At 72.2% G+C, this 24,168-nt stretch carries 27 protein-coding genes; 9 read left to right on the plus strand and 18 right to left on the minus strand.

Features of this window, described 5'->3' with window-relative positions; genetic code table 11:
• Window positions 1-5 precede the first annotated feature (5 nt).
• Window positions 6-1,232, minus strand: a complete 1,227-nt coding sequence (locus G3576_RS22440; RefSeq protein WP_164696707.1) for an ABC transporter substrate-binding protein — start codon at window positions 1,230-1,232, stop codon at window positions 6-8.
• 137 nt (window positions 1,233-1,369) lie between these two features.
• On the opposite strand from G3576_RS22440, the gene G3576_RS22445 reads away from it, so the two are divergent.
• The 6 genes from G3576_RS22445 (at window position 1,370) to G3576_RS22470 (ending at window position 7,705) form a co-directional block, all read left to right on the plus strand.
• A complete protein-coding gene (locus tag G3576_RS22445) occupies window positions 1,370-2,386 on the plus strand; it encodes an amino acid ABC transporter substrate-binding protein (protein ID WP_164696708.1) in 1,017 nt (338 codons plus the stop codon).
• A 79-nt stretch (window positions 2,387-2,465) separates the two neighbouring features.
• Window positions 2,466-2,888 carry a PadR family transcriptional regulator gene (locus G3576_RS22450; RefSeq protein WP_164696709.1) on the plus strand — a complete coding sequence of 141 codons (423 nt, stop codon included), beginning with the start codon at window positions 2,466-2,468 and terminating at the stop codon, window positions 2,886-2,888.
• A gap of 55 nt (window positions 2,889-2,943) precedes the next feature.
• Entirely contained in the window at window positions 2,944-4,323 is a 1,380-nt protein-coding gene (locus G3576_RS22455) for an NAD(P)-binding domain-containing protein (protein ID WP_164696710.1), read from the plus strand.
• A 9-nt stretch (window positions 4,324-4,332) separates the two neighbouring features.
• Window positions 4,333-5,598 (plus strand): MFS transporter, encoded by a 1,266-nt coding sequence (locus G3576_RS22460; protein ID WP_164696711.1) that lies wholly within the window; start codon window positions 4,333-4,335, stop codon window positions 5,596-5,598.
• Window positions 5,595-6,659, plus strand: a complete 1,065-nt coding sequence (arsB, locus tag G3576_RS22465; RefSeq protein ID WP_164696712.1) for an ACR3 family arsenite efflux transporter — start codon at window positions 5,595-5,597, stop codon at window positions 6,657-6,659. Before G3576_RS22460 ends, arsB begins: the two co-directional genes overlap by 4 nt.
• Window positions 6,656-7,705 (plus strand): ArsO family NAD(P)H-dependent flavin-containing monooxygenase, encoded by a 1,050-nt coding sequence (locus tag G3576_RS22470; protein WP_164696713.1) that lies wholly within the window; start codon window positions 6,656-6,658, stop codon window positions 7,703-7,705. Before arsB ends, G3576_RS22470 begins: the two co-directional genes overlap by 4 nt.
• On the opposite strand, the gene rnhA is transcribed toward G3576_RS22470, so the two are convergent.
• Genes rnhA through ispH form a run of 3 tightly spaced genes read right to left on the minus strand, consistent with a single transcriptional unit; the run spans window position 7,702 to window position 10,093 of the window.
• The gene (rnhA, locus tag G3576_RS22475; protein WP_164696714.1) at window positions 7,702-8,157 is read right to left on the minus strand and encodes a ribonuclease HI; all 456 of its coding nucleotides are present in this window, start codon (window positions 8,155-8,157) and stop codon (window positions 7,702-7,704) included. The two genes, G3576_RS22470 and rnhA, sit on opposite strands and share 4 nt — an antisense overlap.
• Window positions 8,141-9,121, minus strand: coding sequence for a homoserine kinase (locus G3576_RS22480; protein WP_164696715.1), 981 nt, complete (start codon window positions 9,119-9,121; stop codon window positions 8,141-8,143). Before G3576_RS22480 ends, rnhA begins: the two co-directional genes overlap by 17 nt.
• 9 nt (window positions 9,122-9,130) lie before the next feature.
• A complete protein-coding gene (ispH, locus tag G3576_RS22485; protein WP_164696716.1) occupies window positions 9,131-10,093 on the minus strand; it encodes a 4-hydroxy-3-methylbut-2-enyl diphosphate reductase in 963 nt (320 codons plus the stop codon).
• A 148-nt stretch (window positions 10,094-10,241) separates the two neighbouring features.
• Between ispH and G3576_RS22490 the strand changes: the two genes are divergently transcribed.
• Window positions 10,242-10,838 carry a hypothetical protein gene (locus G3576_RS22490; protein ID WP_164696717.1) on the plus strand — a complete coding sequence of 199 codons (597 nt, stop codon included), beginning with the start codon at window positions 10,242-10,244 and terminating at the stop codon, window positions 10,836-10,838.
• A 24-nt stretch (window positions 10,839-10,862) separates the two neighbouring features.
• Here G3576_RS22490 and G3576_RS22495 read toward each other — a convergent pair whose 3' ends face one another.
• The 10 genes from G3576_RS22495 to G3576_RS22540 all read right to left on the minus strand — a co-directional run bounded on the left by G3576_RS22495 (window position 10,863) and on the right by G3576_RS22540 (window position 18,728).
• The gene (locus G3576_RS22495) at window positions 10,863-11,471 is read right to left on the minus strand and encodes a glutathione S-transferase family protein (protein WP_164696718.1); all 609 of its coding nucleotides are present in this window, start codon (window positions 11,469-11,471) and stop codon (window positions 10,863-10,865) included.
• 71 nt (window positions 11,472-11,542) lie between these two features.
• A complete protein-coding gene (locus G3576_RS22500; RefSeq protein ID WP_164696719.1) occupies window positions 11,543-12,037 on the minus strand; it encodes a cupin domain-containing protein in 495 nt (164 codons plus the stop codon).
• A gap of 55 nt (window positions 12,038-12,092) precedes the next feature.
• Window positions 12,093-12,566 carry a copper chaperone PCu(A)C gene (locus tag G3576_RS22505; RefSeq protein ID WP_164696720.1) on the minus strand — a complete coding sequence of 158 codons (474 nt, stop codon included), beginning with the start codon at window positions 12,564-12,566 and terminating at the stop codon, window positions 12,093-12,095.
• 10 nt (window positions 12,567-12,576) lie between these two features.
• Window positions 12,577-12,924: a hypothetical protein gene (locus G3576_RS22510; RefSeq protein WP_164696721.1), complete on the minus strand. Its 348-nt coding sequence runs from the start codon at window positions 12,922-12,924 to the stop codon at window positions 12,577-12,579.
• 14 nt (window positions 12,925-12,938) lie between these two features.
• On the minus strand, window positions 12,939-13,451 hold the full coding sequence (locus G3576_RS22515) for a YcnI family copper-binding membrane protein (protein WP_164696722.1): 513 nt from the start codon (window positions 13,449-13,451) through the stop codon (window positions 12,939-12,941).
• Between the two features lie 65 nt (window positions 13,452-13,516).
• A complete protein-coding gene (locus G3576_RS22520; protein ID WP_164696723.1) occupies window positions 13,517-13,915 on the minus strand; it encodes a DUF2946 family protein in 399 nt (132 codons plus the stop codon).
• A gap of 80 nt (window positions 13,916-13,995) precedes the next feature.
• A complete protein-coding gene (locus tag G3576_RS22525; protein ID WP_164696724.1) occupies window positions 13,996-14,793 on the minus strand; it encodes a Bax inhibitor-1/YccA family protein in 798 nt (265 codons plus the stop codon).
• A gap of 180 nt (window positions 14,794-14,973) precedes the next feature.
• Window positions 14,974-15,477, minus strand: coding sequence for a nucleoside deaminase (locus G3576_RS22530; protein WP_164696725.1), 504 nt, complete (start codon window positions 15,475-15,477; stop codon window positions 14,974-14,976).
• Window positions 15,478-15,497: 20 nt separating this feature from the next.
• On the minus strand, window positions 15,498-18,011 hold the full coding sequence (locus tag G3576_RS22535) for an ABC transporter permease (protein ID WP_164696726.1): 2,514 nt from the start codon (window positions 18,009-18,011) through the stop codon (window positions 15,498-15,500).
• A gap of 6 nt (window positions 18,012-18,017) precedes the next feature.
• Window positions 18,018-18,728 carry an ABC transporter ATP-binding protein gene (locus G3576_RS22540; RefSeq protein ID WP_164696727.1) on the minus strand — a complete coding sequence of 237 codons (711 nt, stop codon included), beginning with the start codon at window positions 18,726-18,728 and terminating at the stop codon, window positions 18,018-18,020.
• Between the two features lie 124 nt (window positions 18,729-18,852).
• On the opposite strand from G3576_RS22540, the gene G3576_RS22545 reads away from it, so the two are divergent.
• Both G3576_RS22545 and thpR read left to right on the plus strand, forming a co-directional pair.
• Window positions 18,853-19,410, plus strand: a complete 558-nt coding sequence (locus G3576_RS22545; RefSeq protein ID WP_235952356.1) for an arylesterase — start codon at window positions 18,853-18,855, stop codon at window positions 19,408-19,410.
• A 191-nt stretch (window positions 19,411-19,601) separates the two neighbouring features.
• Entirely contained in the window at window positions 19,602-20,138 is a 537-nt protein-coding gene (thpR, locus tag G3576_RS22550; RefSeq protein WP_164696729.1) for an RNA 2',3'-cyclic phosphodiesterase, read from the plus strand.
• A 35-nt stretch (window positions 20,139-20,173) separates the two neighbouring features.
• Here the strand turns inward: thpR and cysD are convergent, their stop codons facing one another.
• The 4 genes from cysD to G3576_RS22570 form a co-directional block, all read right to left on the minus strand.
• Window positions 20,174-21,091 carry a sulfate adenylyltransferase subunit CysD gene (cysD, locus tag G3576_RS22555; RefSeq protein ID WP_207622990.1) on the minus strand — a complete coding sequence of 306 codons (918 nt, stop codon included), beginning with the start codon at window positions 21,089-21,091 and terminating at the stop codon, window positions 20,174-20,176.
• Between the two features lie 92 nt (window positions 21,092-21,183).
• Window positions 21,184-22,257, minus strand: a complete 1,074-nt coding sequence (locus G3576_RS31925; RefSeq protein WP_235952358.1) for a CarD family transcriptional regulator — start codon at window positions 22,255-22,257, stop codon at window positions 21,184-21,186.
• Window positions 22,258-22,496: 239 nt separating this feature from the next.
• Window positions 22,497-22,829, minus strand: coding sequence for a ferredoxin FdxA (gene fdxA / locus G3576_RS22565; protein ID WP_164696731.1), 333 nt, complete (start codon window positions 22,827-22,829; stop codon window positions 22,497-22,499).
• 118 nt (window positions 22,830-22,947) lie between these two features.
• Window positions 22,948-23,232 (minus strand): RNA-binding S4 domain-containing protein, encoded by a 285-nt coding sequence (locus G3576_RS22570; protein ID WP_164696732.1) that lies wholly within the window; start codon window positions 23,230-23,232, stop codon window positions 22,948-22,950.
• Between the last annotated feature and the right edge of the window lie 936 nt (window positions 23,233-24,168).

Genomic DNA, 24,168 nt, shown 5'->3' on the forward strand with positions numbered 1-24,168 from the left:
CGCCGTCAGCCGCGCCTTGCGGCGCGAACCTCGGCTTCCGGGAACAGGTAGTCCGCGCCATCGGCGTATCGCGCATTGCGCATCGCGCCCTGGCGGCCGCGCAGCACCGTCTCCCCCACCCAGGTGCCCATGGTGCCCTGCTGGTCGAGCGCGCGCATGGTGACGTTGCCCACGACGGTGTCCGTGCGGAGATCTTTGAAGGCTTCCACGAGCACTTCGCTGTCGAGCGAATTGGCCTTGTTCAGCAAATTCGCCACCACCTGGGCGGTGACGTAGCCCAGCAGCGATCCCTTGCGCGGCGTGTCGTTGAAGCGGGCGCGATAGGCGTCGATATAGGCCTTGTGGGGGCCATCGGTGATCTGTTCCCAGGGATAGCCGGTGACGATCCATCCCTCCGGCGTCTCGTCGCCCAGCGGGATCAGGTATTCGGGCTCCCCGGTCAGCATGCTGAGAACGAAGCGGCGCTCGAACAGGCCACGCGTGTTGCCCTCTCGCACGAAGGCGGTCAGGTCCGGTCCGAACAGCACGTTGAAGATGCCATCGGGCCGCGCCTGCGCCAGCGCGCCGACCGTGGCACCTGCATCCACGCGGCCGAGGGCCGGATACTGCTCCGCCACGATCTCCGCGCCCGGGATGCTGGCGGTGATCAGGCGCTTGAAGTTGGCGGCGGCGGATTGCCCGTATTCGTAGTTCGGCGCGACGATCGCCCAGCGGCGCGTGGTGCGGCCGCGCGCGGCTTCCGTCAGCATGCGCGTCTGCATGTAGGTGCTGGGCCGGAGCCGCCAGGTGTAGCGGTTGCCCTGCGCCATGGTCAGCGCGTCCGTCAGCGGCTCCGTCGCCAGGAACAGCTTCTTCCGCTGGTTCGCGAGGTCCGAGACGGCCAGCCCGACATTGGAGAGGAAGGTGCCGGCCAGGAAGGCGCAGCCCTCCCGCGTCAGCAGATCCTCCGCCACGCGCACCGCGTCGCCGGGCGTCGATCCATCATCGCGGAAGACGAATTCGAGGGGGCGTCCGCCCATGACGCCGCCGGCGCGATTGATGCCGTCCACCGCCAGCTGGATGGCGTTGCGGTAGGGGACGGAGAAGGCGGCCATGCGGGCGTAGGAGTTGAGTTCCCCGACCTTCACCGGCGCGCCCTGCGCCGCGCTGCCCCTCGCGCCGATCAGCGCCGCCGTCGCGATGGCGGAGCCCGCCGCCAGGCCCGCGCGTCGGGTGAAGGAAATGCCAGCCATGCCAAGCCCCCATCGGTTCACTCGGGCGGAGCATCGCGCGGGGGCGGGGCAGCCGTCCAGACGCTTCCGCGGCCGGGTATGGCGGCGTGGCGCCTGCCGCTGCATGGTGCGGCACCAATCTCGAGAGGAATGACCCGATGCTGCGCAACTTGCTGCTGGGCGCCTGCCTGGCCCTGACGGGAATCGGCGCGGCTGCCGCGGGCCCGAGCTTCGATGCGGTGAAGGCGCGCGGCAGCGTGGTCTGCGGCGTGAACCAGGGCGTCGCCGGCTTCTCCGCTCCCGACAGCCGGGGCGAGTATCGCGGCCTCGACGCCGATTTCTGCCGCGCGCTGGCGGCGGCGATCTTCGGTGATCCCACCAAGGTACGCTTCGTCGCCACCTCCTCCCAGAACCGCTTCACCATGCTGCAATCGGGCGAGATCGACGTGCTGGCGCGCAACGCCACGCAGACGCTGGTGCGCGACACCTCGCTCGGCCTCAATATGGCGGGGGTGAATTTCTATGACGGCCAGGGCTTCCTGGTGCGGCGCTCCTCCGGCGTCACCGCCGCGCGGCAGCTGGATGGCGCAACGGTCTGCATCCAGCCCGGCACGACGAGCGAGCTGAACATCGCGGACTATTTCCGCGCCAACAACATCCGCTTCACGCCCGTGCTGATCGAGCGGCCGGACGAATTCGTCGCCGCCTATGCCGCGGGGCGCTGCGACGCCATGACGCAGGATGCGAGCCAGCTCGCCTCCTACCGCGCCACCGCGCTGCAGAACCCGCAGGACCATGTCCTGCTGCCGGAGCGCATCAGCAAGGAACCGCTCGGCCCGATGGTCCGGCATGGCGACGACCAGTGGTTCGACGTGGTGAAGTGGGTGCTGGCCGGGCTGATCGAGGCGGAGGAGCAGGACATCACCCAGGCGAATGTGGAGGCACGGCTGCGCGACCCGAACCCGGGCGTGCAGCGCATGCTGGGCGTGACCGCGGGCTTCGGCCGGGCGCTGGGGCTGGAGGAGCGCTGGCTGTTCAACGCCATCAAGGCGGTCGGCAATTACGGGGAGAGCTTCGAGAGGCACCTCGGCTCCGGCAGCCCGATCGGCCTGCCGCGCGGGCTCAATGACCTCTGGACCCGCGGCGGGCTGATGTACGCGCTGCCGCTGCGCTGAGAAGCCGGGGAGGGGATGCGGCAACGCATCCCCGTTCTGGGGGCTTGATGCATCGAGGGGTAAGGTATAAGAATGGGGCATGAATACCGCCCGCCCCTTGCCGACGCCCCGCGTGGACTATGCCGCCCGCGACTACTGGGCCGGCACCATCAAGATGGGTCTGTCCAAGTTCTTCATCCTGCGCGTCCTGCATGACGGGCCGATGCATGGCTACGACGTCGCCCGGGCCGTGGAACGGACCACGGGCGGTTGCTGCTCCCCCACCGAGGGCACGATCTACCCGGTGCTGCGGGAGTTCGAGGCCGGTGGCTTCGTCACCGCGGTGGAGGAGGTGGTGGGTGGCCGGCAGCGCCGCGTCTATGCCCTGACGGATGCCGGCCGCGGCGCCTTCCGCGTGGCGCTGGATGCCTGGATGGAAGCGACGGCCGCGCTGCAGGATACGGGCCGCGCCTTCGCCGCCGCGGATCGCGCCCGGGCCGCCCGGGACGGGTGCTGCGAATGACGTCCTTTTCCTTGGCCTCATACATCAACCCTCTATGCATCAGGGGTGCCCTGCCATGACCCTTCCCGCCGCGATCATCGGGGCCGGCCCGGTCGGCCTGGCGGCCGCCGCGCAACTGCTGGCCCGTGGGCTCACGCCGCTGGTGCTGGAAGCGGGCCCGGATGTGGGCCATGCCGTCCGCGCCTGGGGCCATGTGCGGATGTTCTCGCCCTGGCGCTTCAACACGGACCCCACCGCCCGCGCCCTGCTCGAAGCCGAGGGCTGGTCCGCGCCGGATCCGGAGACCTTCCCGACCGGGGCGGAGCTGGTCGCCCGCTACCTCGAACCGCTGGCCGCCACCGCCGCGCTGCGCGGCCACATCCGGACCGGCGCGCGGGTCGTCGGCATCGCCAGGCGCGACCTCGGGAAGCTGCATGACGGCGCCGGGCGGGATGCCGTGCCCTTCGTGCTGCATGTGGAGACCGCGGAAGGCATCGAGCCGGTCGAGGCCGCGGCCGTCATCGACTGCTCCGGCACCTGGCACGCCCCGAACCCCGCCGGCAGCCACGGCATGGCCGCGCCGGGGGAGGTCGCGCAGGCCGGGCGCATCGCCTACGGGATCCCCGATGCCTTGGGCGCGGCGCGGGCGGCGCATGCCGGCGCGACCACGCTGGTCGTGGGCGCCGGCCATTCCGCGATGAATGCGGTGCTGGATTTGGTGGCGCTGGCGCGCGAGGCGCCGGGCACGCGCATCCTCTGGGCCTTCCGCCGACCGCTCGGCGCCGTCAGCTTCGGCGGCGGCGCGCGGGATGGGCTGTCGCAACGCGGCGCGCTGGGCGCGCGGGCGCAGGCGCTGGTCGAATCCGGCGCGGTGACGGCGCTCGCCCCTTTCCTGATCGACCGCATCGCGGAAAGCGACGGCGCGCTGGCCGTCACCGGGCGGCAGGATGGCCGCGCCACCACCATCCGCGCGGACCGGATGATCGTCGCCACCGGCTTCCGGCCGGACCTGTCCTTCCTGCGGGAGATCCGCCTCGGCCTCGACCCGGCCGTGGAGGCGACGCCCGCGCTGGCGCCGCTGATCGACCCCAACCTGCATAGCTGCGGCACCGTGCGCCCGCATGGGGAGGCGGAGTTGCGCCACCCCGAAGCCGGCTTCTGGATCGCAGGCATGAAGAGCTATGGCCGCGCGCCGACCTTCCTGCTGGCGACGGGGCATGAGCAGGTGCGCTCCATCGCCGCGCACCTCGCCGGCGATGCGGAGGGAGCGCGCCGCGTCGAACTCGTCCTGCCCGAGACCGGCGTGTGTTCCACGGATCGCGCGCCCGCGGCCGCCGCCTGCTGCACGCCGGAGACGCCGCAGGGCGTCTGCTGCGATGCGAAGCCGGCGCTGGCCGCGACGGCGCCCTGCTGCGGGCCGGCGGTGCCAGCTTCGCGCGGCGCCTGCGGCCGCTGAGGTCATCCCTTGCCGTCCGACCAATACGCCGTATCGGCGGCGCGGCAGGTCGAGCCGCGGCTGCTGCCCGTCATCCTGGCGCTCGGCGCGACGCAGGTGATCGGCTACGGGACGCTCTACTACGCCTTCGCGATCCTCGTCCCCGCGGTGGCAAGGGAGTTCGCGGCCTCGACCACGACGCTCTACGCCGTCTTCTCGGTCGGCCTCCTGGCCGGCGGGCTGGCCGCGCCGCAACTCGGCGCCTGGATGGACCGCCACGGTGCGCCGCGGATCATGGCGGCAGGCAGCCTGGTGACGGCCATGCTCGTCGCCGGGCTGGCCGCCGCGCCCAGCCTTCCCGTCTTCGCCGCCCTCGTCATCGCCATCGAGGTGGTCGGCGTCGCCGTGCTCTACGACGCTGCCTTCGCGACACTCGCCTTCCTCGGCCGGGCAGGGGCGCGTCGCGCCATCACCCATCTGACGCTGATCGCGGGCTTCGCCTCCACGCTGTTCTGGCCGCTCACCGGCTGGGCGGTGGAGGCGGTGGGCTGGCGCGCCACCTACGGCATCTTCGCCGCGCTGCACCTGCTGGTCGCGCTGCCGCTGCATGGCTGGATCGCGACGCGCCCGCGCCATCCCGGCGCCGACGGCCCGGCGGAAGCGACGCGCCTGCAGGCCGGGGCGCCGCTGACGGGCAGGGCCGCCCGCGAGGCGTTCTGGTCGGTGGCGGCGAGCTTCGCCTTGACGGGCGTCCTTACCGCCGCGCTGACGGTCCATCTCGTGCCGGTTCTGCAGGCGCTCGAACTCGGTGCCGCCGCCTATCTGGTCGCCATGCTGATGGGGCCGGCGCAGGTGCTGATCAGGCTGGTGGATGCGCTGTTCTGGCGCGGCCTGCATCCGCTGACGGTCGCGCTGGTCTCCGCTGCCGCTTTGCCGGCCGCCATCCTGGTGCTGGTCCTGCCGGTCGACCCTGTCGCCGCCGGCGCCGCCTTCGCGGTCCTGTTCGGGCTCGGGGCGGGCCTGTCGAGCATCGTGCGCGGCAGCGTGCCGCTCGCCCTCTTCGGCGCGGCGGGCTATGGCGCGCGGCTCGGGCAGCTCGCTGCCATCCGCACCATGCTCGGAGCCGGCGCCCCGTTCCTGTTCGCCGCCGGGCTCGAGGCCTTCGGCGCCACCACGGCACTGGTCGCGGCGCTGCTGGTGGGCCTGGCGGCGCTGCTGCCGCTCGGGCTTCTGCACCGGCGGGTCGTGGAGGGGCCGCGCATGGCCGGAGCCGCAACCACAGGACCAACTGAATGACCGTCGCACCTGCCTCGCCGCGCCGCCTGTCCTTCCTTGATCGCTGGCTCACCTTCTGGATCTTCGCGGCGATGGCGCTCGGCGTGGTCCTGGGGACCGTCGTGCCGGGCCTGCCGGCGGCGCTGGAGTCGCTCTCCGTCGGCGGCACCAACATCCCGATCGCGATCGGGCTGGTGCTGATGATGTTCCCGCCGCTGGCGCGCGTGCGCTACGAGGCGCTGCCGCGGGTCTTCGCCGATCGCCGCGTGCTGCTGCTGTCGCTGGTGCAGAACTGGGTGATCGGGCCGGTGCTGATGTTCGCCCTGGCCGTCATCTTCCTGCGCGACCAGCCGGAATACATGACGGGGCTGATCCTGATCGGGCTCGCCCGCTGCATCGCCATGGTGCTGGTCTGGAACCAGCTGGCGCGGGGCGACAGCCAGTATGTCGCGGGTCTCGTCGCCTTCAACAGCATCTTCCAGCTGGTCTTCTTCGGCGCCTATGCCTGGTTCTTCCTGTCGGTCCTGCCCCCCTGGCTGGGGCTGGAAGGGCGCGTCGTGCAGGTGCCCTTCGCCACCATCGCCGGCGCCGTGCTGCTCTATCTCGGCCTGCCCTTCGCGGCGGGGTTCCTCACGCGGCGCAGCCTCGTCGCCCGGCATGGCGAGGATTGGTATCGCGAGCGGTTCCTGCCGCGCATCGCGCCCGTCACGCTGGCGGCGCTGCTCTTCACCATCGTCGCGATGTTCGTGCTGAAGGGGGGCGAGGTGCTGCGCCTGCCGCTGGATGCGCTGCGCATCGCGGTGCCGCTGGCGATCTACTTTCTCGTGATGTTCCTCGTCTCCTTCTGGATGGGGAAGCTGATCGAGACCGACTACCCGCGCACCACCGCCATCGCCTTCACCGCCGCGTCGAACAATTTCGAACTGGCCATCGCGGTGGCGATCGCCGCCTTCGGCCTGGCCTCGCCGGTTGCCTTCGCGACCGTGATCGGGCCGCTGGTGGAGGTGCCGGTGCTGATCCTGCTGGTCGGCGTGGCGCTGCGACTCGGGCGGCGGTGGTTTCCCGGCAGCCTGCCGGCATGATCGACGTCCTGGTCATCGGCGGCGGCCAGGCCGGGCTCGCCGCCGGCTACTTCCTGCGCCGCACCGGCTTGGCCTTCGTCATCCTCGATGCGGGGGCGGCGCCGGGCGGCGCCTGGCGGCATGGCTGGGACTCGCTGACGCTCTTCTCCCCCGCGCAGCATTCCTCCCTGCCGGGCTGGCCCATGCCGGTGCCGCCGGGCGGGGGCTATCCCGCCCGCGATGCGGTCATCGACTACCTCTCCGCCTATGAGGCCCGCTACGCGCTGCCCGTGCGCCGCCCCGTCCGCATCACCGCGCTGCGGCGCGGCGCGGATTGCCTGGTGGCCGAGACGGACGAGGGCGAGAGCCTCCCCGCCCGCGCGGTGATCAGCGCGACGGGCACATGGAGCCACGCCGTCATCCCCGCCATCCCGGGGTGGGATGCCTTTGCCGGCACGCAGATCCATTCCGCGCAGTACCGGCGGCCGGAAGCATTCGCGGGGCTTTCCGTGCTGGTCGTCGGCGGCGGCAATTCCGGCGCGCAGATCCTGGCGGAGGTCTCCCGCCACGCCGCCCGCGCGACCTGGGTGACGGAGCGCGAACCGAGCTTCCTGCCCGACGACGTCGATGGCCGCGTGCTGTTCGAACGCGCCACCGCGCGGTGGGAGGCAGAGCGCGCCGGCCTGCCGCCGCCGGCGCAACGGGGCGGGCTTGGCAGCATCGTGATGGTGCCGCCGGTCAGGGAGGCCCGCGCACGCGGCGTGCTGCGAAGCCTGCCACCCTTCGCGCGGCTCGAGGCCGGTGGCGCGGTCTGGGCGGATGGCCGGCGCGTGGCGGCCGACGCGATCATCTGGTGCACCGGCTTCCGCCCGGCGCTGGACCACCTGGCACCGCTCGGGCTGGCGGATGCGGAGGGCCGGATCGCGGTCGGCGCGGAGGGCCAGGCGCCCGGGGAACCCCGGCTCTGGCTGCTGGGCTATGGCGACTGGACGGGCATGGCCTCCGCCACCCTGGCCGGCATCACCCGCGCGGCGCGCGGGGCCGTGGCGGCGGCGGCGAGGGCCTAACCCGCCTCCACCCGCGCCCGGGTCGCCAGCACATCGGCGCGTTCGTTCATCACGTCGCCGGCGTGGCCGCGGACCCATTTCCACTCGATGTCATGCGGCTTGGCCGCGGCCAGCAGGCGCTGCCAGAGCGGGTAGTTCGCCACCGGCTCCTTCGCCGCATTCTTCCAGTTGTTGCGGATCCAGCCCTTGATCCAGCGCTCCATGCCGTTGCGGACATATTCGCTGTCGGTGTGCAGCACCACGCGGCAGGGACGCTTCAGCGCCTCCAGCGCCGCGCAGGCGGCGGTCAGCTCCATCCGGTTGTTGGTGGTGGCGGGATCGTGGCCGGTCAGCTCCTTCTCCGTCTCCCCGAATTTCAGGATGGCGGCCCAGCCGCCCGGGCCCGGATTCGGCTTGCAGCCGCCATCGGTCCAGATCTCGACCAGCGGCCGGTCGTCAGAGTCCGAGGGCACCGGCGGTCTCGGCCTGCGCGAAGAAGCGCAGTTTCTTGAGGTATTCCAAGGGATCCTTCCGGGTCACCAGCGCATCGGCCGGCGTATGCGTCCAGTCATAGAGGCGGGTCAGCAGGAAGCGGATGGCAGCACCCCGGCAGAGCACCGGCAGCGCGCCGCGTTCGGCGGCGGATAGCGGCCGCACGCCTTCATAGGCCGTCAGCAGGGCGCGGGCCTTGGTGACGTTGAACATGCCATCGGCCTCGAAGCACCAGGCGTTCAGGCAGACGGCGACGTCATAGGCCAGCAGGTCCGTGCAGGCGAAGTAGAAGTCGATCAGGCCGGAGACGCGCGGCCGCCCCGCGGCATCGTCGAGGAAGAAGACGTTGTCGGGGAACAGGTCCGCATGGATTTGGCCGACCGGCAGCGCGCCCGGCGCCGGCCAGGCGGCCAGGATGCCGGCGAGGTGGCCGTCCAGTTCCGCCACCAGCCCCGGCGAGACCTCGTCGCCGCGGTCGCGGCAGCCTTCCAGCAGCGGCGCCCAGCCCTTGGGCCCGAGCGCATTCGGCCGGACCTGCGGGAAATCCCCGCTGGCATCATGCAGCTGCGCCAGCGCCTGGCCGAGCGGCGCCAGATGGTCCGGCCGCACGCGGCGCGGCCAGACGCCTTCCAGGAAGGTGCAGATGGCGGCGGGGCGCCCCGCCAGTTCCCGCAGCGATTCGCCGTCCCGCCCACGCACCGGCACGGGGCAGGCGAGGCCGCGCGCCGCCAGATGGTCCATCAGGCCGAGGAAATAGGGCAGTTCCGTCGGGTCGACGCGCTTCTCGTAGAGCGTCAGCACATAGTCGCCGCGCTCGGTGCGCAACGCGTAGTTGGAGTTCTCCACCCCCTCGGCGATGCCACGGAAGGCGACCAATCCGCCGATGTCATAATCCGCCAGGAAGGCGCGCAGCGCCTCGTCCGAGACCTCGGTATAGACAGCCATCGAAGGGGACTATTCCGCCGCCAGCCCGGCGGGCAGGCGGAACACCACCTTCTCCTCCGCCACCACCACCTCCTCCACCGCCAGCGTGAAGCGGGTGGCGAGCTTGGCCAGCACTTCCTCCACCAGAACCTCCGGCGCGCTGGCGCCGGCCGTGAGGCCGATGGTGGTGCAGCCATCGGCGATGGCGGGGTCGAGTGCCGCACCGCGCTGCACCAGCACGGACCGCGCCGCGCCGGCCCGCTTGGCGACTTCCGCGAGGCGGACGGAATTGCTGCTGTTCGGCGCGCCGACGACGATCACCAGCTCCGCCCCCTTGGCCGCGATCGCCTTCACGGCCGCCTGGCGGTTGGTGGTGGCGTAGCAGATGTCCTCCTTCGCCGGGCCCGCGATATCGGGGAAGCGGCGCTGGAGGATGGCGACGATCCCCGCCGTGTCATCGACGGAGAGCGTGGTCTGCGTGGTGTAGGCCAGCGGCAGGTCGCCCGGCGGCTGCACCGTCTCCGCATGCGCGGCATCCTCCACCAGCGTCACCGCGCCGGGGGGGAGCTGGCCCATGGTGCCGATCACCTCCGGATGACCGGCATGGCCGATCAGCAGGATGTGGCGGCCGCGGGCGAAATGTCGTTCGGCCTCCCGGTGCACCTTGGAGACGAGCGGGCAGGTGGCGTCGAGGGCGAAGAGGTTCCGCTTCGCCGCCGCTTCCGGCACCGCCTTCGGCACGCCATGGGCGGAGAAGACGACGGGGCGGCCGTCATCGGGGATCTCGTCCAGCTCCTCCACGAAGACCGCGCCCTGGCGTTCCAGGCTTTCCACCACGAAGCGGTTGTGGACGATCTCATGCCGGACATAGACGGGCGCGCCATGGCGGCGCAGCGCCTCCTCGACGATCTTGATGGCGCGGTCCACGCCGGCGCAGAAGCCGCGCGGGCCGGCCAGCAATACGTTCAGCCGGGGCTTCGTCTCATCGGGCATCGGGGCTTCGGCGTCTCGGCTGCTGGCGGTGTGGCGGGATGGGCCCGCGGGGGTGGTCTGGCGCCGCCCGCGATGCGATAGACGCAGCGGGTGGCGCGGCGCCACCTTACCGGCCGCGGGGACGGGTTCAAAGGGGGAGTGCTCCGGCATGTCGAAGCCAGGGTTCCGGTCCAGGGTGGCCCACAGGGGGGCGGTGTGTGCGGCGGCGCTGGCGCTGCCGGTGGCGCTGGCGGCCTGCAGCGGCGGCAGCGGCGCAACGGCCGGTGACGTGCTGACCACCAGCCAGGCACCCTGCCCGCGGATCACGATCCTGGCCGATGGCGCGGACCTGACCCAGTACCTGCCGGGCTCGGTGCCGGACCTGACGACCATGGTGCTGGATGCACGCATCAGCGGCTTTGATGCGGTCTGCGACTATGCGTCACGCAACCGGCGTGAGCTGGATGTGCGGGTCACCCCGCGCTTCCAGGTCGAACGCGGCCCGGCAGCCCGGGGCGGCAGCCTCGAGATGCCGTGGTTCATCGCCCTGTCCGATGCCGCCGACACCGATGTGTTGGAGCGCAACGTCTATGTCGCGCGCGCGACCCCGGCGTCCAACCAGACCCGCGTGAACACGACCGGCCAGGCGGCGCGGCTGCGCCTGCCGATCGGCGACGGCGTCTCCGCCGCCAACTATGTGGTGCGCATCAGCTTCCAGCTGACGCCCGACCAGCTGGCGCAGAACCGCCGCCGCGGCCCGCGCTGAGGCGGGGCGCGGCGGCGGAGGGGTTCAACCCTCCCGCTGCTTCCGCGCCGCCAGCGCCGCCGGGCGGCTGACGCAGGCATCGAGCCAGGCCTTGACCCTCGGGAAGGGGCCGAAATCGAAGCCGTTCGACCAGGCGCCGTAGAGGACCGCCGCCAGGTTGCAGTCGGCGATGGTGTAGGTGCCGCCCAGCAGCCAGGGGCCGCCCTTGGCAAGATGCCCCTCCAGCACCGCGAGTCGCGCGGCCACGCCCTCGGCGCCGGCCTTGGCGGCGGCCGGGTCGCGCTGGTCGGCCGGCTTCAGATAGGTGTTGTAGGCCCATTGCCCGGCCGAGGGCTCGACCTCCGTCGCCGCCCAGAAGCTCCATTGCAGGACGCGGGCGGCATCGTCGCCGGCCGGCATCAGCGGCGCGCCGGCCTTGGCGGCGATGTGCAGGTTGATGGCCAGGCTCTCGAACAGCGTGAGGTCGCCATCGGTGAGCGCGGGAATCTTGCCGTTCGGGTTCACCGCCGAGATGGCGTCCTTCAGCCCGGGGCCGAAGCCGACCGGGATGACCTCATAGGGCAGGCCGGCTTCCTCGGCGGCCCAGATGCAGCGGAAGGCGCGGCTGCGCGCGATGCCATGGATCTTCAGCATGATCGCTCTCCTCTCCCCGTGGGGTTGGGGAAGGGTTTGCTCCGCTTCGCGCGTCGCGACAACCGGGGCGGCTATTCCTCCCCGGGCCCGCGGCGGCGCAGCCCGGGATAGGGCGTGCCATCCTTGCGCGTGTACATGGCGGGCTGCCCATGCGCGGGGGAGAGCATGTCGATGTCGGGATAGACGGCGCCATCGCCCTCGATCCGCGTGCCGATCTCCAGCACCAGAACATCCTGGTCCGTGTGGTTGCGGAGGTGGTGGCCATCCGGGTCGCCGGCCTTGAAGCCGGCGGCTTCCCCGGCGCGCAGCACCTCCTCCCCCGCATCGGTCGCCAGCGTGACCTCGCCGGACAGGACGAAGACGAATTCGTCGGACAGCGTCTGCCAGTGGCGCTGGCTGGACCAGGCGCCGGGCGGCAGGCGGAGCAGGTTGACGCCGAACTGCGTCAGCCCCGCGGCGTCGCCCAGCTTCGTGCGCGACCGCGCCAGGCAGGGGGTGTGGTAGGGCGGGGGGTAGAAGGTGCCCGCCACCGCGGGAAGGGTGGCGGGGTCGATGCGCCGGGCCATGCCGAGGGCTCCTCCTGATTGGGGGAGCATCACAGCATGGCCCGGAGCGTTTTTGTCAGTGGTGGTGGCCGCCGCCTGCCGGGCCGCGGGCGCCGGCGGATTCGACGGCCAGCTGCACCTGCACCTCGCCCGCCCTTTCGAAGACCAGCGTCACGGGAACGCGTTCCCCCTGCCGCAGCGGCGCGGTCAGGCCGATCAGCATGAGGTGGAAGCCGCCCGGGCGCAGTTGCACCTCGCCGCCGGCCGGCACCTCGATGCCCGGCACGGGGCGCATGCGCATCACGCCGTTGTCGTTGATGTGGGTGTGCAGCTCCACCGTGCGGGCGATGCCGGCCCGCGCCGCCACCAGCCGGTCGGCGGTGGCGCCGGCGTTGCGCAGCGTCATGAAGCCGGCGCCGGTGCCGCCCTGGCCCGCGGCGCGGGTCCAGGGGGCGTTCACCGTCACGCCGGACTGCTGCTGCGCCGCGGCCATGCCGGGGACGAGCAGGGTCACCGCGCCGATCACGGCGCGGCGGGTCAGGATGCTCATGGCGTGCTCCTCAGCCCAGCAGGTCGAGCGTGAGGGAGTTCACGCCGGCCCTTCCCTCGATACGGCCCGCGAGTCGCGCCAGGTTGGCGGCGATGCGCGCACCCGCGACGGGGTCGCCGGTGGTGCAGGTGGAATTGGCGATGGTCAGCGCGCGCTGCATGGCCATGCGTTCCTCCGGCGTGGCGTGCACCATCGCGGCTTCCAGCGCCTGGCGGGCGGGCTCCAGCGCGCCGTCGCAGACGGCGGTCAGGTGGGCTTCCATCGCTTCCGCATCGCAGGCGGAAGCGGGGCGGGCGACGAGGCTGGCGGCACCGGCGGCAAGGGCGGCCAGCGGCAGCAGGCGGCGGGTCTGGTCCATGGTCATCGATCCCTTCAGCGCGGCGTCAGGCGGACGGCCGGGGCGGGCATGCGGTAGTCGGTCACGCGGCGGCCGGGTTCGGGAATCTCGGTCCAGGCCGCCTGCTTGCCATCGGGGCAATCCTGCACGACGGGAATGTAGAGCAGTTCGCCCGCGCGGTCCGGCAGGCGCATGCGCACGATGAACTCATCGTAATGGGCATCCTCGAGCCTGCCACCCTCCCAGATCACTTCGGCGATCGGGACCGCGGCGCCATGGGCGGAGGGCGCAGCGGCGCCGGCGCGGGGCACGGTGCGCAGCGTCCAGCCCGCCTTGGGCATGGGGCGCGCTTCCGTCACGCCTTCGGGCAGGCGGACGGTGACGCGGATGGTGGGGGCGCCTTCGCAGCCATGCGGCACGCGGAAGACGCCGCGATAGGTGGAGTTCGGCGCGGCCTGCTGGACTTCCAGCGTGACATGGGCCTTGGCCGGGGCGGGCAGGGTCGCGAGCAGGCCGAGCGCGGCGGCCGCGATGATCGAACGGGACATGATGGGTGTTTCCTGGAGCCGTGGTGACAGGCCGTCCCCAGGGGGAGCGGCGCGCGATGACGGGTTCAGGAGGTCGGCGGTGCCCGTGGCGGCGGCTGGCAGCGCGGCGGGGGCGCCGGGCTGGGCGTGGAAGGCGGTGCGGGCGGGCTGGCCTGCACCAGCAGCATCGGCGCCACCAGGCTGACCGGCGGCGGCGGCAGGGCCACCGCGGCCGGGCCGGCGCAGGCCGGGCAGATGACGGCGGGCGGATGCGCGGGGCTCGGCTGGGCCGGATCCGCGCCCTCCTCGGCCGCCGGCATCGCGATCCGTTGGATGCCGTCCGGCGTGCAGATCTCGAGGTGCAGCAGCGCCTCGGGCGAGGCCATGCGCAGGCAATGGCCGAACGCCGTGCCCCACTGCAGCAGCAGCAGGATGGTCAGCAGGCGGATCAGGGCGGGGCGCAGGCGCACGCTGGTCCCATACATCGCGGGCCCCCAAAACGGAAGCGGCGCGCACCCCCGGGGGATGCGCGCCGCCCTCTCAGGCCCCTTCCAGGGCTGCCGGGCTATTCGCGGCGGACGCCGACGAACTGCAGCAGCAGCTGGAAGATGTTGACGAAGTTCAGGTAGAGGCCGAGCGCGTCGAAGACGCTGCGCTTGCCGGCTTCTTCCGTGCCTTCGGCATAGGCGTATTCCAGGTAGTCCGCCTTGATCCGCTGCGTGTCGTAGGCGGTGAGGCCGACGAAGACCACCACGCCGATCACGCTGATCGCGAAGTGCAGGGCGGAGCTCTGCAGGAACATGTTCACGAGGCCCGCGATGATGATGCCGATCAGGCCCATCATCATGAAGCTGCCCATGCGGGTCAGGTCCGCCTTGGTCGTGTAGCCGTAGAGGCTGACCGCGCCGAACATCGCCGCCGTGATGAAGAAGGTCGAGGCGATGGAGGCGCCCGTGTAGATCGCGAAGATGTTGGACATCGACGCGCCCATCACGGCGCAGAAGACCCAGAACAGCGCCTGCGCCGTCGTCTTACTCATCCGGTTGATGCCGAAGCTCAGCACCAGGATGAAGGCGAGGGGCGCGAACATCGCGATCCAGCCCAGCATCGTCGGCACGGTGGCGATGCCACGCGGCGTGCGGACGACCTGGTAGAACAGCGCGGCCACATCGGGGTTCGAGGCGATCAGGTAGGCCACGATGCCCGTCACCAGGAGGCCGGAGGCCATCCAGTTGTAGACGCGCAGCATGTAGCTCCGCAGCCCTTCATCGAGCTGCGCCTGGTCGACGGCCGCGGACCGCCCGAAGGGCTGGGTCCAGGCCGACGCGCCCGTCTGGAAGCGGTTGTCGGGACCGAAAGCCATGGTTGCCATATCTCCTGCGGGACGAGGGTGAGAGCCGCCCCGGCATGCGCCATCATATGGAGTTTTCGTAATCCAGATCAACCGGGGAGACGCCGCCTGCCGCAGCCTCGGCGCCCTTCCGCTGTAAAATCTGGTAACGGAGCCGGCTTACAGCCCGCTTACGGTGGGTTCAAGCGCCCGTCACGCGGCGCCCTGGACCCAGTAGCCCTGGTGCGGCACCGCACCCTCCGCCTCCAGCGCCGGGCCCACCACCTCGACCGATTCCGCCGCCGTCGCCAGCACCGCCCGGCAGGAGAGGTTGAGGCCCGCCGTATGCGGCTGGGCATTTCTCAAATGCAGGATGGCGGCGGCGGAGAGGCCGTACACCACGCGCCCGATGCCGGTGTAGAAGATGGCGGAGGCGCACATGGAGCAGGGCTCGCCCGAGGAATAGATGGTGGCCGCCCGGAGCGTCGCGCGCGGGATGCCGGCGGCGATGACGGCCTGGCAGGCGTTCATCTCGCTGTGGGCCAGGGTGCCGCCGCCCCCCGTGCCCTGGGTGGAGAGCCCTTCCGCCAGGATGGTGCCGTCGGCGGCGACCACCACGGCGGAGAAGGGGCGGTCGCCCCGCGCCCGCGCCTTTCCGGCGAGGGCGAAGGCGTGACGGAGGCGGGCGGCGTCGGTGTCGGAGAGTGGCGTGTCCATTCCCCGATGAAGCCCGAGCGCTACTCGTTCCGCAACAGCGGCGCCGGCCGCGCCCGCAGCGCCAGCGCCGTGCCGATATAGCCCAGCGCCAGCGTCAGCAGGATGCAGCCCGCGACGGTCACCGCCAGCGTGCCCGGCAGGAAGGTCCAGGGCGCGTTCATCACGAAGCGCATGACGGCCCAGGACGCGGCGGAGCCCGCCGCCGCCGCCAGCAGACCCGCCACCAGGCCGAGCAGCCCGAATTCCACCAGCCAGGCGCCGCGGATCTGCCGCCGGGTCGCGCCGATGGTCTTCAGGATCACCGCATCGCGCACCCGCGCCCGCTGCCCGGCCGCGACCGCCCCCGCCAGCACCAGCATCCCCGCCAGCAGCGTGACGGAGGAGGTGGCCTGCAGCGCGACCCCGACGCGGGACAGCAGCGCCGTCACGGCCTCCAGCGCATCCCGCACGCGGATGCCGGAGACGTTGGGCAGCGCATCGGTGATGGCGCGCAGCACCGCGACCTCCTGCGCCTCCGCCGCCCGTACCGTTGCGATATGCGTGTGCGGCGCGGCGGAGAGCAGGCCGGGGGAGGTGACCATGACGTAGTTGATGCCAAGCCCGCGCCACTGGATCTCCCTGAGGCTCGCGATGCGCAGGTCGATGTCGCGGCCCAGCACGTTCACGGTCAGGGTGGCGCCGATGCCGATGCCCCAGCCGCGGGCGATATTGGCGTCGAAGCTGACCAGGGGCGGGCCGCTGTAGTCGGCGGGCCACCACTGGCCTTCCACCAGGCGCGTGCCCTCCGGCGGCGTCGCGGCATAGGTCAGGCCGCGATCGCCCCGCAGCGCCCAGCGCGTCTCCTCCGTGGCGTTCACCTGCTCGGCCGGCGTACCGTTCACGGCAACGACCCTTGCCCGCAGCGAGGGCACGCGCTGGACATCGTCCACGCCCTGCTGGGCGCGGGCCAGGCGGTCGAATTCCTCCGCCTGGTCGTTCTGGATGTCGATGAAGAAGAAGCTCGGCGCGGAGCGCGGCAGCTGCTCGGCCAGCTGGGCGCGGAGATTGCCCTCGATCGTCGCGATGGCGGCGAGAGTCGTGAGCCCGATGCCGAGCGCCACCAGCATGGTCGGCGTCGGCGCACCGGGGCGGTGGAGGTTGGCGAGGCCGAGTCGCCAGGCCGGGCGGCGGATGTGCCGCAGCGAGCGCGCGAAGCGCATGAGGCCGGTGGCGCCGAGACGGAAGAGCAGCAGCGTCACGGCGGCGCCGCCGCAGAAGCCGAGCGCGAATTTCGGCTGCTCCGCCGTGCCCACCACCAGCGCCACCAGCGCGATGGCGGCCAGCAGATTGGCCAGCAGGATGGGGCGCGACGGCCAGCCGGGATTGGCGGTGACGAGATCCCGGAAAAGCGCGGCGCCCGGGATGCGCTGCGCGCGCCCGAGCGGCCAGAGCGCGAAGGCCAGCGCCGTCAGCAGGCCGTAGAGCGCGGCGAGGCCGAGCGCGCCCGGGTAGAAGCCGAGTCGCGGCGGCACCGGCAGCGCGCCGGCGAGGGCCTGCGCCGCCAGCCAGGTCACGGCCGTGCCGGCCGCCAGCCCGATCGCGATGCCGATCGCCGCCAGAACCAGCACCTGGATCAGGTAGGTCGCGAGGATGGTGCCCGACGGCGCACCGAGGCAGCGGAGCGTCGCGATGGTGCGGCCGCGCGCCTCCAGCCAGGCGCGCACGCCGGTCGCGACGCCGATGCCGCCCACCAGCAGGGCGGTCAGGCCCGCCAGCGTCAGGAAGGCCGCGGCGCGGTCGAGGAAGCGGTTCACCCCGGGCTCAGCCTGGTCCGAATAGCGGACGCGCCAGCCGCCATCCCCCACCGCCGCCTGCCAGGCGCGGCCGAAGGCGCGGGCATCGGTGCCGGGCGGCAGCAAAGCGCGGGTGTCGTAGTTCACCAGCGACCCCGGCTGTACCAGGGCGGTGGCGGGCAGGGAATCCGCCAGGATCAGCGCGCGCGGGCCGAGCACGGCGGGGCTCGCCACGCGGTCCGGTTCCTGCGCGATGGTGCCCACGAAGGTGAAGCTGGCCTCGCCGATCCGCACGGCCTCGCCGGGCTGGATGCCGAGGCGATCGACGACCGAGGCCTCCAGCGCCACCGCCGGGCGGCCATCACGCGCGGCGAGCGTCGCGCCGGTGACGGTGGAGAATTCCCCGATCAGCGGCCAGGCGGCATCCACGGCCTTGAGCTCGACCAGGCTGCGCTCCCCGTTGGGCGCGACGGCCATGGCGCGCATCTCCACCACTTCCGACACGCGGGCGCCGCGGCCGGTGGCCCAGGCCAGGGCTTCGGGCGAGAGCGGGCGATAGGCGACGCGCACCTCGACATCGCCGCCCAGCAGCCGGGCGCCATCAGCGGCGAGGCCGGCCTTCGTGGCGGATTGCAGCGTGCCGACGGCGGTGATCGCAGCGACACCCAACGCAAGGCAGGCGAGGACGATGCGCAGGGAGGAGAAGCCGCCCCGCAACTCACGGCGCGCCAGGCGGAAACCCTGGCGGAGATGGGTCAGCACGGCGCGCTACTCCGCCGCCATGCGCAGGCCATTGCCGCTGTCATCGGTGATGCGGCCATCCTCCATCCGCACCTGCCGGCCGCAGCGCTCCGCCAGCGCCGGGTCATGGGTGATGAGGATGAGGGTGGTGCCGAGCCGCTCCCGCAGCCCGAAGAGGAGATCCATCACGACGGAGCCGGTGGCGCGGTCGAGGTTCCCGGTCGGCTCATCGGCCAGGATCAGGCGCGGCTCCGCCACCACGGCGCGGGCCAGCGCCACGCGCTGCTGCTCGCCGCCCGACATCTGGCCGGGGTAGTGGTCCAGCCGATGGCCGAGCCCCACATCCTTCAGCGCGGCCGCCGCGCGGTCGAAGGCATCCCGCCTGCCGGCAAATTCCAGCGGCACCGCCACATTCTCCAGCGCCGACATGGTGGGGATGAGGTGGAAGGCCTGGAAGACGATCCCCACCTCGTCGCGACGGAAGCGGGCGAGGGAGTCCTCGTCCATGCCCTTCAGGTCGTGCCCGGCGACCGAGAGGGACCCCGCGGTGGGGCGCTCCAGCCCCGCCAGCAGCATGAGGAGCGATGTCTTGCCTGACCCCGAGGGACCGACGATGCCCACCGCCTCTCCCGCGCCGACGCTGAGGTCGACGCCGCGCAGCACGGGCACGGGGCCGGAAGCGGCGGCCGCGGTGAAGACGAGTCCGGTGGCGGCGACCAGCTTCTGGGGGTCTGACATGAAGTCCTCGCAAGGTTTGGCCGGATATGGGCGCCGCGCTGCGCTGCAAAAGGCCATTCTGGGTTGCGGAGTGTTGCTGTCCGGTGCGCCTGCGCTAGCACAGGGCCAGGAAATCCGCCTGCTGATGCTGGGGGACAGCATCACCGCCGGCTACGGCCTGGCGCGGGGGGAGGGCCCGCCGGCGCGGATCGAGGCCCTGCTGCGGGCGAAGGGCCGCAACGTCCGCGTGCTGGATGCCGGCGTCTCCGGCGACACCACGGCGGGCGGCAGGGCGCGGCTGGAATGGGCGCTGGCGGACCGGCCGCATGCCGTGATCGTGGCGCTGGGTGGCAATGACGGGCTGCGCGGGCTGACGCCCACACAGATGCGGGGAAACCTGGTCGCGATCCTCGATACCCTGGCGCGGCGGAACCTGCCCGTGCTGCTGGCGGGCATGCTGGCGCCGCCCAACCTCGGCGCCGATTACGGGCGCGAATTCGCCGCCGTGTTCAGCGACCTGGCGCGGGATCGTCCCGACATCGTGTTCTACCCCTTCCTGCTGGATGGCATCGCCGGCGAGCCCGCGCTCAACCAGCCCGACCGCATCCACCCCAACCCCCGCGGCGCCCAATTGCTGGCGGAGCGCATCCTTCCTGCCATCGAAACGCTACTGGACCGGGTGCGGCCTTTACCCGCAGGGTAGGTGACCGCCCGAGAACGCCGGCGGCTGAGGATTCGCGAGGGATTTTTTGTCCCTGGCAGGAAGCGGGCGCCGCCGATGCTGGTTGCATCGGCAAGTCCGCTGACGAACCAGGGGCGGAAAAGCCCAGCGAAGCCGACCCGGCGGTGTTCTTGGGCGGTCACTTCGTCGCCCCGGATTCGGAGCGCCTGCCGATGCCGCGTCTCTTCGTCGCCCTCTCCCTCCCCTCCCTGGTCAAGGCCCAGATCTCGGCCCTGTCCGGGGGTATTCCCGGCGCCCGCTGGGTGCCGCCGGAGAACTACCACCTCACGCTGCGCTTCATCGGCGAGGTCCAGGGCTGGCAGGCGGAGGAGGTGGACGCGGCGCTGGCCGCCATCCGCTGTCCCCGCTTCGAGCTGGCACTGGCCGGCGTCGGCACCTTCGAGAAAGCCGGTCGCATCCAGTCCCTGCATGTGACGGCGGAGCGGTCCGACGCCCTGACCCGGCTCCAGGCCAAGGTGGAAACCGCGATGCAACGGATCGGGCTGGAGCCGGAGCGCAAGCGCTTCGCCCCCCATGTGACGCTGGCGCGGACGGACCGGGCGGAGACCCACAAGCTGATCGGCTTCGTGCAGGCCCACAGCCTGTTCCGCACGCCCCCGGTGATGGTGGAGCATTTCACGCTCTTCTCCTCCTTCCTGGGCAAGGAGGCCGCGCATTACGTGCCGGAGGTGGAGTACGAACTGGCGTAAGGGGCTGAAAGCGGGCGGGGGTGGGGGCCTCAGCGTCAGAAGTAGCCTTCCCGCTTCTTTCGCTCCATCGACGCTTCCTGGTCGCTGTCGATCAGGCGGCCCTCGCGTTCGCTCTTCCGGCTGTCGCGGATTTCCTCGAGCACCTGCTCGATCGTCTCCGCCCGGCTTTCATGCGCACCGGTCAGCGGCCAGTCGCCCATGGTGCGGAAGCGGACCCACATCATCTCGACGCTCTCGCCGGGCTCGAGCGGCATGCGGTCGTCGTCGCGCATGATGAGGGCGCCGGATCGGCGGACCATGGGGCGCTCGGCCGCGAAATAGAGCGGCACGACGGGGATGGATTCGGCGGCGATGTAGTCCCAGACGTCGAACTCGGTCCAGTTGGAGAGGGGGAAGACGCGCATGCCTTCCCCGGCATTGAGCCGCGTGTTGTAGAGGCCCCAGAGCTCCGGCCGCTGGTTGCGCGGTTCCCAGACATGGCCCGCGGTGCGGTGGCTGAAGACGCGTTCCTTGGCCCGCGCCTTCTCCTCGTCCCGCCGCGCGCCGCCGAGTGCGGCGTCGAAGCCGTGCTGGTCCAGCGCCTGCTTCAGCGCCTCCGTCCCCATGACGTTCATGTGCAGCTGGGAGCCGTGGGTGAGGGGCCCGATGCCGCGCGCCAAGCCATCCGGGTTGGTGTGGACGATGCAGTCCAGCCCGAGTTCGGCCACGCGCCGGTCGCGGAACTCCAGCATGGCGCGGAAATCCCAGCCTGTCGCGATGTGCAGCAGCGGGAAGGGCGGCTTGCCGGGGGCGAAGGCCTTCATCGCCATGTGCAGCACCACGCTGCTGTCCTTGCCGATGGAGTAGAGCAGGACGGGATTGCGGAAGCTCGCCGCCGTCTCCCGGATGATGGCGATGCCCTCGGCTTCCAGGCGTCGCAGATGGGGGGAGAGCCGGCTCGGTCGTTGCGTCATCAGGCGAGGCTCCGGGGCATCCGGGCCCCATCGCATGGCCGGGCGCGCTGGAAAAGCCCGGGGGCGCGGGTGGCACCCCCGGGTTGTCACCGTCAGGTGACGGTCTTCAGGAAGGTCTGCAGCTTGTCGGCCGCGGCGGCCTTGTCCGTCCGGTCGATGGCGGCCAGTTCCGCCGCCAGCCGGTCCAGCGCCTGTTCATAGATCTGGCGTTCGGAGAAGGACTGGTCGGGCTGGCCGGCATTGCGGTGCAGGTCGCGGACAACTTCCGCGATGGCCAGCGGGTCGCCGGAGTTGATCTTCGCCTCGTATTCCTGGGCGCGGCGGGACCACATGGTGCGCTTGATGCGGGCGCGGCCGCGCAGCACTTCCAGCGCTTCGTTCATCATCTCCTGGCTGGCGAGCTTGCGCAGGCCGGAGGAGGCGGCCTTGTTGACCGGGACGCGCAGCGTCATCCGGTTCTCCTCGAAGGTCACGATGATGACCTTGAGGGACATGCCGGCCACCGGCATCTCCTCGATTCCCTGCACCTGGCCGACGCCATGGGTGGGGTAGACGACGTGGTCGCCGGCCTTGAACTCCACCGGCGGGCCCTTGGGCTTGGGCGGCGGGGGCGGCGCGGCATCGTCATCCTCATCCACCGGCGGGCGCTGGGCGGGCCGGGGCGGGAAGACCGGCGGGCGCGCGGAAGCGGCGGCCGCGGCGGCGGGGCGGGGCGGGGCGTTGCGGTTCTGCATGGGGGGCGCCGGGCGCGAGGTGGGCGGTGGCGCGGGCGGCGGCTCGGCGGCTGGCTTGGCCGCGGCGGGCTTGGTCATCGCGGGCTTCGGGGCCGGCGACTTGGTCGCCTGCGGCTTCGCCTCGGCAGCCTTCGGCGCCTCGGCAGTCTTGGGGGCAGGGGTCTTGATGGGGATGGCCTTGCTTTCAGGGGGCTTGGCACCGCTGGCCTTGCTGCTGGCCGTTGCGGCGGGGGGATTCTTCGCCGGCGGCGCGGGCCTGGCGGCGGGCTTCGGGGCAGGCGCGGCCTTCATGGGCGGCTTGGCCTGGGCCGCCGGCTTGGCGCTGGGGCGTGCGGCGGCCGGCGGCGCCTTGGCGGCGGGTTTCGCCGCGGCCTTGGCCCCTGCCTTCGACGGGGCCTTCGAGCGGGCCGCCGATGGGGCGGTTTGCTTCATCACGCCACCCGTTTCCCATGCCGCGCCACGGTCGGCCCGCCACACGGCAGTCACCGCCCCTGGGCGGCACCGCGGGCAGGGCCCGGTCGCGGGCTTGTCATGAACCCGATGAGAAGGAAACGCGCGGCGATCCGTGTCGTTTTCCCGATCCCATTGATAACATAACACAAACAGGCGCGGCTTTCCACCCCCGCCCGGACAGGGGCGGGATGGCGCGTCGGGCAGGCCCTTTGATTCGTCTAGGGCTTGCCGGGGGCGGGGTCGAAGAGGTCCTTCTTGCCCGGCTTGTCCTTCCACTCATCCGCATCGTCGGGCGCCTGGCCCTTGCGGGTGATGTTGGGCCATTGCGTCGAATAGGTGCGGTTCAGCTCGACCCAGGGCGTCGCCTTGTCGTCGCTGTCGGGCAGGATCGCCTCCGCGGGGCATTCCGGTTCGCAGACGCCGCAATCGATGCATTCATCGGGATGGATGACGAGCATGTTCTCGCCGACGTAGAAGCAGTCCACCGGACAGACTTCCACGCAGTCCATGTACTTGCACTTGATGCAGTTCTCGGTGACGACGTAGGTCAACTGCGCCTCCGGCGGAGATGCGTGCCGCGGCCCCTGCGGCGGCTTTCGTCCGCGCCATGCCAGCGGCGCGGAGATGACGACATGGCCCGGCGCGCGACGCAAGGCAAGCGGCCTCGCGTCACGCGGGATCGGAGAGATCCTCATAGAGGCCGCGCGCCTCGCTGGCCGGGCCGCGGCGGTCCGCCAGCGCCAGCACGCGCCAGACGCGGACACGCCCACCGAGTGCCAGCGTCAGCACATCGCCGACGCGCAGCTTCGCATGCGGCTTGTCCGTCGGCAGGCGGTTGATGCGGACGCTGCCGCCCGAGACCTGGCGGGCGCATTCGGCCCGCGTCTTGGCCAGCCGGGCACACCAGAGCCAGAGGTCGAGACGCTGGAATTCGCGCCCTTCCCCTGCCTCCATGCGCGCCTCAGTCCTTCTTCAGCTTCAGCTGGGCGAGGACCGCGAAGGGCGAATCGGGCTTCGGCGCCGCGATCACCTCCCGCGGCCGCTCGTCGCGACTGAAACGGCCCCGGTCGCCACCCCGGTCGCCGCCCCGATCCGGGCGCGGCCCGTCGAAGCGTGGGCGATCGCCCTGTGGCCGCGGGCCATCCGGACGGCGGTCGGGCCGCGGGCCATCGAAGCGCGGCCGGTCGCCGCGCGGGCGATCGCCCTGGGGACGGTCACCCCGCGGACGATCTCCTTGCGGCCGGTCCGCTGCGGGCCGGTCCGCCTGGGGGGCCTGATCGGCAGCCGGCGCGCCGTCGCGTGGCGGACGGTTGCCGCCGTCCCGGCGCGGGCCGAAGTCGCGGCGCTGGCCATCCCGAGGCGGACCATCCCGGCGCTGGCCGTCACGCGGCGGACCATCGCGGCGGGGGCCGCGGTCCGGGCGAGGCTGGCGCAGCTCCGGCGGGATGGGCGGGCCGAAATAGACGGGACGCGGGGCGCCGTCCGGCGCGCCCTCGGGCCGTGGCCCGCGCGGGCGGTCGTCGCGGCGGGGGCCGCGCGCCTGGTCGGGGCGGCCCTCCGGCCGCGCCTGGTCGGGCCGGCGCGGGCCGCGCGGGCCCTGGCGTTCCGGCCGATGGACGCTGATGCGGGGCGGTGCCGGCGGGCCGAACTGCCCCTCCTCCAGCTCGCCGCCCGGAATCAGGCGGAAGCCCATCGCCTCCAGCGCCATGGGCAGCGTGTCGCCCTTCACGCCGAGGCGGGACGCCAGGCCCTCCGGCACCGGCGCCGGGGCGCGGCGCGTGAGGTAGCCGAGTTCCCCCGCGATGCGCTCCGCCACGTCGAGGCGCAGCAGCACGCGCCCCGCCGGCAGCCAGCCCGCCATGATCGCGAAGCCCGGCGGCCAGCCTTCCG

It is taken from the genome of Falsiroseomonas algicola, assembly GCF_011040385.1.
GTDB classification, from domain to species: Bacteria; Pseudomonadota; Alphaproteobacteria; order Acetobacterales; family Acetobacteraceae; genus Falsiroseomonas; species Falsiroseomonas algicola.